The following is an 8,704-nucleotide window of genomic DNA, read 5'->3' as shown; positions in this document are numbered from 1 at the left end:
AGGATGTATGCATAGGTGTCTGCAAACATACCCTCCATATTGGAAATTCGTTTCAGGTAATCAGCTGTTGATAATTCAGCTGGTTTCTCCAGCAGTTCTGTTTTTTCCTTCTCAAGAATATCGAGCGATTTTTTTGAAATTACGGCAGCTTCTTCCAGGTTTTGCCCTTTTTCCGCAGCAGGCCATGCTAAATTATTATAGAATTCGGCCAGTTCGGTGCCTTTAGCTGTTTTATCAGCGATCTGCTCTGCCCTGGCAAAATTCCCTTCCTTTGCATGCATAAAGGAGATGTTAGAATTGATATTACTGATCACTCTTTTTTGCCAATCCTGCGGTTCGCCTTTTATAGTGGCCGAAAAACTATCCAGGAGAGCTTGTTTTGCTGCAGCTGTTTTGGCAGCGTTAAAGAGGGGATAAATATCTCTTGTTCTCCATATTCCGTCGGGAAATTTAAGTTTCTGATAGGCCAGTAACAATTTGCCTATCGGTTTATGCTGGTATTGATTTGCATAAAATACAGCACTTGAATAGTTTATATCATTGATGCCTTCTTTTGTTGGTAGATCAGTAAGATAATTGATGAGACCAAGGGTGTCTTTTTTTGTCTGATAATAGTTCAGTGTTTCCTCGTATCCGGCATTTGCAGGCAAGCCGTTTTCATAACATTTATCAAAATAGTAGCTGGCTTTTTTCTCATCTTCATTGATCCCCATGGAGCGCCCCTCGCTTTTATAGAGCTGGCTCATTTTACGGAAAGCCGATTTTATGGGCTCGCCTTTTTCATCCATTACAAAGAAGCTATAGCCTTTATTGTCATTATTATCAATTTGCTTCTCGCTCCCGATTTTTACAATGAACAAGGTGGCGCTGTCCGGAATGGTAAAGCCAGTTGTAAAGGAGGACTTGTTTTTCTTGAACGAGAGGTCCCTGGCTTCTATCCGATCTCCTATTGCTATATAAACTGCAGCTGGAATGCTGGCGGCTTTTTTCCATCCAGGCATATCTGGCTGGTAGTTTAGTACAATTGATTGTCCCGCTTTTGGCGCTTCCGGTTGCAGCTGCAGTTTTGAATAACTAGGTTGCTGGGCGGTAACCAGCTTACTGAGTTGCAGGAAAAAAATCGCCACTACAATTTTTCTCATATAATAAGGAGTATGTTGTACTTAAAAATAAGGCTTTAAAAAAGAAAAATCCGTTCAGGCGTACAGCACTAAACGGATTTTAATATCAGATCAGTTTACTTAAACAATATAACTAGGTGGTTGGCGGGTTGCCAGCCGGACCAGCTTTCGGAGGCCTGGGATTAGGATTTCCCGGGTTGGTGCCACCCTGGTTTTTCGGGCCGGCGGTTGGTTTTTGCGGGCGTGTTGGCCGATTTGCCGGTGGCCGGTCTGTTCTTGTTTTTTCTCCCTGTTGCGGGCGATCGCCTTGTGGGCGTGCCGGCCTGGAGCCTTGTTGTTTCTGCTGTGGCTGCTGCGAAGGCCGCGCTTGACCCTGTTGAGGGCCTTTTTGTTGGGCACCAGTTTTTTGCTTCTGCTGTTGTTGCTGTTGCTGCTGTTTTCTGCGGCGATCGTTTTTCTCCAGGCTTCGTAAACTGATTTGTCCGACTACATCCACAAATTCCGGCTCCACCTCTTTTGGCTTGGAACTGGTAACATCAACGGCTTCGAGCTCATCCGGAACGATGCCCTGGGCATTCTGGGACATGATTTTTCTGACCCGGTCAATAGTTAACGGGTATTGTTTATTGCTATCCGGCAATATGTACCACATCAGGTTCTTGAAAATATCCTTTTTAATGAGGGTAGCTGTTCCCCGGGCTACCCGAATTGTATCAGCCCTGTCCGGAAAACCCTGGAGGGCATCCAGGTAGGTATCCAGTTCATAGTTCAGGCAGCATTTCAACCGGCCGCACTGACCGCTTAATTTTGTTTGGTTTATGCTCAGGTTCTGGTAACGGGCTGCGGTAGTGTTTACACTTTTGAAGTCCGTTAACCAGGTGCTACAGCAAAGTTCTCGCCCACAACTTCCGATTCCACCTACTTTGGCGGCTTCCTGGCGGGCACCGATCTGGCGCATTTCTACTTTTACTTTGAATTCGCTGGCATAAATCTTAATCAGCTCCCTGAAATCTACCCGGTCATCTGCTATGTAAAAAAAGGTTGCTTTACGCCCATCTGCCTGGATTTCTACTTCACTAATTTTCATATCCAGCTTCAGTTGCCGAGCTATGGCTCTTGCCCGGATAAGGGCTTCAGGTTCCCTGGCCTTGTTGACTTTCAATAATTCCAGGTCGCGTTCATTGGCCCTGCGTAACACTTTTTTCATTTCGGGGTCAAATTCATTGGCCCCTCTTTTTTTCAGCTGTATGCGTACGATTTCGCCATGCAGGTTAATTTCACCAACGTCCACTCCGCTTACTCCTTCTACTGTAACCTGTTCTCCTTTTTCGAAAACAGTGAGTGTATTGTTGCGGAAAAAATCCTTTCGGCTGCCATTATTAAAAGAAACCTCCACCACTTTGCAGGCCGCTTCCGGATCGGCAAATGGAAGGTTCTGTAACCAATCGTACGCATTCATTCTGTTGCAACCACCAGAGGAACATCCTCCGTTGCTTTTGCAACCATTGGGTTTCCCCGTACCACAACTACTGCATCCCATATATGTGTAATAAAATGAATGTGAATTAATTATCTTTTACAAATATAGGCGAAAACTACCAGGGCTGAACCCTCGCCTTATCTCGTAAAATATGGAATAATTGTAAACTCAAGGCATGGAAAAGCATTTTCGCATTAGCATTTCTTTCAATATAATATGCTGCCTTGTCCAGTTCTTCCACAATAGCCTCCTGTTGCGATAAATCGGCCATTTTATTGATCCGGAGGATAAAATCTTTTTCCGCAACGGGCAAGTTCGAGGCCCAGTTGCTATTTTCCCCTAAAATGTGGATACGGATACTTTGCTGCAGAAGATGATTAAAAAAGCGGAGAAACTGCTTCTGTTTTTCCCTTCCTTGTTTACTGATCTCTTCAATCCATTTTACCAGTGAAACCGGTCCGTTTTTCAGGACGGCATTCAGCCATTCCCGCACCAGCAACTGCCAATCTTCTCCTGCATGGTTAAGTTCTGCCAGCGCAACCCTGTAATTGCCTTCTGAAATTGCTGCAATTTGCCGGGCCTGTTTTTCCTCTACTCTTTTATCGTTCATCAGGGCCATTGCCACTGCTTCGTCTGCCAGGGGGGGGATGCGGACCAACTGACAACGGGATATAATAGTAGGTAAAATCAGCGCCTCATTTTCAGCAACCAGTAGGAAAACCGTATTAGGAGGCGGTTCTTCTATTAGTTTAAGTAATTTATTACCTTCTTTCCCAAGCATTTCCGGCATCCACATTACCAGGATTTTATACCTGCTTTCAAAAGTTTTTAGACTTAGCTTACGGATGATTTCATTACACTCATCGGAAGTAATATTACCCTGTTTATTTTCAGCCTGGATAAACTGCAGCCAATCGTACAAATTACCATATGGCTGTTCCGCCAGAAAAGACCTCCATTGCGTACTATAGTCGGTACTTATCGGCTTATCACCACTTTTTTTAGGGATTACGGGGTAAGAAAAATGGATATCCGGATGAACAAATGCTGCCGCTTTGGTACAAGCGGAACAGGTACCACAGGCATTGCCGGGAATTTTACCGGTACTGCTGACCGGCTCCTCTTCGCCAAACAGGGAAGGGCCGGCCGGCGGAGGATAAAGGATATGCTGAATTTTATCACATACCAGGTATTGCGCAAAAGCAAGCGCTAGCGGAAGCCCCCCCGCTCCATCCTTACCAAGCATCAACAAAGCATGGCTCAATCGGTTGGATTGAACCATGTCTCTGAGTTGTTCTTTTATTTCCTGTTGTCCTACGATTTCGTCGAATACCATTCGGCGAATATACTAATTCAGGTATTTGGTAATAGCTTCATCGGTGGGTTTAACACCACTTGGGAAAACCTGGAGTAATTTACCATTTTCGTCTACGAGGAATTTGGTGAAATTCCATTTAATAGGATCTTTTACGCCCATTTTTTCAGCCTCCTGGGTAAGGTATTTAAAGAGTGGGTGGATGTCGCTGCCTTTTACACTAACTTTTTCTGCCATGGGGAAGCTTACGCCAAAATTCTTTTTACAAAAACCTGCAATTTCTTCGTTGGAACCAGGTTCCTGTCCGCCAAAATTATTGGCAGGAAATCCTACCACCGTTATTTTGGATCCGTATTTTTCGTAAAGTTCCTGCAGGTCTGCATACTGTTTGGTGTAGCCACATTTGGATGCAGTGTTCACAATCAGGATTTTTTTCCCTTTGAACTGGGCCATATCCATGGGTTTGCCATCGAGTGTTTTGACTTTAAAATCATAAATGCCGGTAACGGCAACAACTATCATGGAAAGAAGCAATGTTTTAAGCATAGTGTTAATTTATCTGGTATACTAACAAAGTTCAGGATTTATTGTTTTTCGTAAGCGCCAAAATCCGGCAGTCCAACGGGTCTGTTTTTTCCATCCAGGTCAATGTTCACTCCGAGATTTCTGCCTTTGTCAATAGCCGGTGAACCTTCTTTCAACCTGAAATTATAGGTGGTTGTTGCAGGTTCGAACAGTTCAAATTGAGGATTTTCATTGGTGAGCATATCTTCAGCCAGTATATGCTGAACCGGCTGGCTCATTTTCCAGATTCCTGCTGCTACAACTACTTCATAAGGCAGGTTCCCTTCTTTTAGGGCCACCACTTCATTGTCTACCGTACCTCCTTCTCCCCAGAAAATACAATTCCGGAAAATGGCCTGCAGGGCAGCCTGAACCGGTTGTCCGTTTACCATAACAGCATTGCTTATCATGGCCACCGGATCTTTATGGGCAACCAGGTTATTAGAGAGCGCAACTATGGTACAGTGCTGGAATGTATATTTTCCGCCACCGGCCAATTGAAGATTTTTTCCGCAATTACTGATCAACAGGTTGTTTGCGAACACGGAGCTATTGATGGCGAGTAAGCCGGCATCATAGGCATTATCGATCTGGACCTGGTCGAGTTCCAGTTTATAATTCCCACTGGTTTCAGGTCCTTCCACCACAATTGCCTGGTAAGCATTGTTGAAATTTGCGTATTGGATACGACTGTTAGCACTAGCTGCCGTAAAGATAATTCCTGGCCAGGATGCGGGAAATCCCGAATAAGGTGCGTCGAGCCGGTCGCCTGTAAACACTACCCGGTCTGCTTTTGCCGTATCACCGGTAATCTGCAGGCTTCCTTTCACCAGGAAAGAGGCATCGGCATGCAGGAAGATCCTGCTGCCTTTGGTTATTTGCAAACTGGTATTTTCTTCTACTACCAGTGGACCCAGGATCACATAGGGTAACGCGTTATCCCAGGTAGTGGGAGAACTTATTACACCGTTTCGGATATAGCGGGCATTTTGGCCATACGCATCGAGCTGAATCCATTTTTCCTGGCCATTCCACTGAATCGAAATGCTGTCGCGCACCAGAAAAGGAAGGGTACTGCTATTTGAAGGGATCTGAAGATTTACAAAAACATGCGCACTATCTCCCCCGTCTATATCAAGCGACTGTACCAATGGCCCTGGTTCTCCGTTTACATTTATACGAAATACACCAGTATTACCGCCTGCCAGCCGGATAGCGCTGATCCGGATCCGCTGCCTGTTTTCATTTTTAATCCGGAAAGCTTGGGTAATGGATCCTGCCGTGGTAAATACTGTATCAAAATGAATGGTATCTACACCTATATATATAGGTGCATCTTTGCTGGTCAGCAAATTATCCTTCGTACAGGAATAAAGTACCAGGCTGGAGATAAGCAGGATAAAGAAGCGCAACATGTTTTCAAAAATAGTGCAGTATGCAGGAAACCTGAAATATTAATGGGGAAGGGTGTAGGCAAAGCAATAAATACTAAGCCTTGTGCCTGGTATAGCCAGTATTTTTTGGCCCATTGCTTCCAGGGTTGCACCGGTTGTAACCACATCGTCTATCAATAACACATGTTTGTTTTCCAGTTTCGACGCTTGCCTTACCTGAAATACATCTTTCATATTTTGCCAGCGTTCTGTCCTGTGTTGTGTAGTTTGAGAACGGGTAGGGGTATTTCTTTGCAGCAGGTTGAATTCAACAGGCAAACCGGTTTGCTGATGTATACCCTCGCTTAACAGATCTGCCTGGTTATACCCTCTTACTGCTTCTCGAAGAGGGTGAAGGGGCATGGGAAGAATGCAGTCGATTTTATTTGCCCAGGTACAATCAGCTAGTTGCGAGCCCATCCATTTGCCCAGTTGCAAGCCAAGTTCTTTCCGGTAGGAATATTTCAGTGCGTGAAGGATAGATTGTACCGTTGATTGGGGTAGAAAATAGGTAGCTGCTGCACTGTATTCAACCCGAATCCTTCCTTTGAAAATCTGGTCGGTATCATTATCGGGTATTTGCAGAAAACCGGTAAGGGGCAATGACCAGAGGCAGGCGGTGCAAATGCCGTTTTTGTTGAGCAGTTGATTACTGCCACAGCCGGCACAGGTATGGGGGAATACGAGCGCAGTAAAAAAATCTAATAGAGAAGAAACCTGCATGCCCACAAAATACATTGGGGTTGCCGGTGTTACAAGCGTTAAAAAACGGTATCTGTTATCAGGAAAACAAGCGTTGATATACGTCTTCGACTCTTGCCAGTGGAAGAATTTCAATATTGGCAGCTGGCATATTGTTTCCTTTCTGACCAAAACGGGAAACCAGGATTTTTTCCAGTCCAAGTTTTTCCGCTTCTGAAATTCGCTGTTCTACCCTGTTCACTGATCGGATTTCTCCGCTTAGTCCCACTTCACCGGCGAAACAGGTATGGGAGGGGATGGGTATATCCGTAAATGAACTCAGCAAGGCACATAGTACGGCCAGGTCTATAGCAGGGTCTTCCACTTTTAATCCGCCGGCAATATTCAGGAATACGTCTTTGTTCCCGAATTGAAAACCGCCTCTTTTTTCCAATACTGCTAATAATAGTTGAAGGCGGCGCAGGTCGAAACCGCTTACGGTGCGTTGGGGGGTGCCGTACACAGCAGGTGTTACAAGGGCCTGTACTTCTATTAAAAAGGGTCGCATACCTTCTATGGCTGCAGCTATAGCAATGCCGCTCAATTGTTCATCAGAATGGGAGAGAAGTATATCACTTGGATTGAGCACTCCTTTCATTCCTGCTGCACTCATTTCATAAATACCCAATTCTGAGGTGCTGCCAAATCTGTTTTTTAGTGTACGCAGGATCCGGTAAGTATAATGGCGGTCACCTTCAAACTGCAAAACGGTATCCACCATATGTTCCAGAATTTTTGGTCCGGCTATGGTGCCGTCTTTTGTAATATGACCAATCAGGAAAACCGGGGTATTGGATTCTTTTGCGAATCGTTGCCATTCAGCGGCAGTTTCTCTTATCTGAGAAACTGTTCCGGGAGATGATTCTATAGTGGGGGTATGAAGGGTTTGTATGGAATCGATAATTACAAGTTCTGGCTGCAGTTGTTTGATCTCCTGAAAAATCTGTTGGGTATTGGTTGCCGTTAGCAGGTAGAAATTTTCATTGGTATAAGGAAGCCGGGTGGCGCGCAACCGGATCTGTTGTTCGCTTTCTTCCCCACTGACGTATAATACCTTTACAGAATTTAGTTGAAGCCCTATTTGAAGGAAGAGGGTTGATTTTCCAATACCTGGTTCGCCGGCTACCAGTACAATGCTACCATTTACAATTCCGCCACCCAAAACACGATTCAATTCCGGATCGGGTGTGATCATCCTGGATTCTTTTGAAACAGCAACATCCTGCAGGCGTGTAGCGGTTGCTTTAGTGGGAGTGGATCCGAGTTGCCAGGCTGCTGCGATTTTAGCCGTTTCTTTTTGTTTGATTTCTTCCACAAAAGAATTCCATTGTTGGCAGGCGGGACATTTTCCCAACCACTTGGTGCTTTCATAACCACATTGCTGACAAAAAAAAGCTGATTTGGGTTTGGACATAATGTAGACGTGAAAACTGAACGATTAAGAGAAGGCGTTAATTTATTAGGATGCAAACTAAGATAAATGGAGGAAGAAAAAAGGAGATGGATTTTTTAGAAATGAAATTTGAAGCAGGTAAAATGACGCTGTTTTTTAAAAGTAAAAAGGCCAGCATTGCTGCTGACCCTTTACTTACTAACCCATTAAATTCTTGCACTAAATTACGAATAAGGGGCACATTTCAAAATAAATTTTTGACCCTGTGAATAACTTTTAGGGGGGTCAGCACCCCTGGATCCACTGCGGAAATATAGATTTAAAATAATGATAATCAATTATTTGTATTTTTTCCAACCGAGGCTCAAAAAAAATCATGACGCCATATTGGCAGGCTGGAATAGGGTCTTTTGGCCCAGGTGTCAAAACGGCTGCTTATTCGTTAAAAAACAGCGGATTGGCGAGAAATTAGGTAAATTGGATATTGATTTGATAGACTTCTAAATCACCTAAATGGGTATTTTATGACACCGTCAATTATGTTGGTTTCGATTCTTTTTGTGGTTATCAGTATGCTGGTTTCGTATCGGCTTAAAAGTAAGATCAAGCAATATTCGGAGACGCCACTACGGTCTGGTTTGTCTGGCCAGGAGGTTG

8 protein-coding genes are annotated in these 8,704 nt (G+C 44.3%); 1 reads left to right on the top strand and 7 read right to left on the bottom strand.

Going from position 1 to position 8,704, the window contains the following annotated elements; all coding sequences use genetic code 11:
- From A1D16_RS20320 to radA, 7 genes are all read right to left on the bottom strand, one after another.
- Positions 1-1,142 (bottom strand): hypothetical protein (locus tag A1D16_RS20320; RefSeq protein ID WP_290713038.1); only part of this gene is annotated, 1,142 nt, incomplete at its 3' end.
- 112 nt (positions 1,143-1,254) lie between these two features.
- Positions 1,255-2,580, bottom strand: a complete 1,326-nt coding sequence (gene ricT / locus A1D16_RS20315; RefSeq protein ID WP_290713035.1) for a regulatory iron-sulfur-containing complex subunit RicT — start codon at positions 2,578-2,580, stop codon at positions 1,255-1,257.
- A gap of 136 nt (positions 2,581-2,716) precedes the next feature.
- Positions 2,717-3,937 carry a hypothetical protein gene (locus A1D16_RS20310; RefSeq protein ID WP_290713032.1) on the bottom strand — a complete coding sequence of 407 codons (1,221 nt, stop codon included), beginning with the start codon at positions 3,935-3,937 and terminating at the stop codon, positions 2,717-2,719.
- Between the two features lie 12 nt (positions 3,938-3,949).
- Positions 3,950-4,462 (bottom strand): glutathione peroxidase, encoded by a 513-nt coding sequence (locus A1D16_RS20305; protein ID WP_290713029.1) that lies wholly within the window; start codon positions 4,460-4,462, stop codon positions 3,950-3,952.
- Positions 4,463-4,500: 38 nt separating this feature from the next.
- The gene (locus A1D16_RS20300) at positions 4,501-5,895 is read right to left on the bottom strand and encodes a choice-of-anchor Q domain-containing protein (RefSeq protein WP_290713026.1); all 1,395 of its coding nucleotides are present in this window, start codon (positions 5,893-5,895) and stop codon (positions 4,501-4,503) included.
- A gap of 39 nt (positions 5,896-5,934) precedes the next feature.
- Positions 5,935-6,636: a phosphoribosyltransferase family protein gene (locus tag A1D16_RS20295; protein ID WP_290713023.1), complete on the bottom strand. Its 702-nt coding sequence runs from the start codon at positions 6,634-6,636 to the stop codon at positions 5,935-5,937.
- A 58-nt stretch (positions 6,637-6,694) separates the two neighbouring features.
- On the bottom strand, positions 6,695-8,068 hold the full coding sequence (gene radA, locus A1D16_RS20290; RefSeq protein ID WP_290713020.1) for a DNA repair protein RadA: 1,374 nt from the start codon (positions 8,066-8,068) through the stop codon (positions 6,695-6,697).
- Positions 8,069-8,118: 50 nt separating this feature from the next.
- Between radA and A1D16_RS20285 the strand changes: the two genes are divergently transcribed.
- Complete coding sequence (locus tag A1D16_RS20285; protein WP_290713017.1) at positions 8,119-8,316, top strand: hypothetical protein; 198 nt, start codon at positions 8,119-8,121, stop codon at positions 8,314-8,316.
- Positions 8,317-8,704: the final 388 nt, after the last annotated feature.

Origin of the sequence: Flavihumibacter sp. CACIAM 22H1 (genome assembly GCF_001601815.1) — a bacterium.
In the GTDB taxonomy this organism is placed as follows: domain Bacteria; phylum Bacteroidota; class Bacteroidia; order Chitinophagales; family Chitinophagaceae; genus Flavihumibacter.
This window is presented reverse-complemented; position numbering and strand designations above follow the sequence as displayed.

Excerpts from the sequence above, each read along its gene's own strand:
- A1D16_RS20310 (WP_290713032.1), bottom strand. The coding sequence starts at position 3,937 with ATGGTATTCGACGAAATCGTAGGACAACAGGAAATAAAAGAACAACTC.
- A1D16_RS20285 (WP_290713017.1), top strand. The coding sequence starts at position 8,119 with ATGCAAACTAAGATAAATGGAGGAAGAAAAAAGGAGATGGATTTTTTA.
- A1D16_RS20300 (WP_290713026.1), bottom strand. The coding sequence starts at position 5,895 with ATGTTGCGCTTCTTTATCCTGCTTATCTCCAGCCTGGTACTTTATTCC.
- A1D16_RS20295 (WP_290713023.1), bottom strand. The coding sequence starts at position 6,636 with ATGCAGGTTTCTTCTCTATTAGATTTTTTTACTGCGCTCGTATTCCCC.
- A1D16_RS20305 (WP_290713029.1), bottom strand. The coding sequence starts at position 4,462 with ATGCTTAAAACATTGCTTCTTTCCATGATAGTTGTTGCCGTTACCGGC.
- radA (WP_290713020.1), bottom strand. The coding sequence starts at position 8,068 with ATGTCCAAACCCAAATCAGCTTTTTTTTGTCAGCAATGTGGTTATGAA.
- ricT (WP_290713035.1), bottom strand. The coding sequence starts at position 2,580 with ATGAATGCGTACGATTGGTTACAGAACCTTCCATTTGCCGATCCGGAA.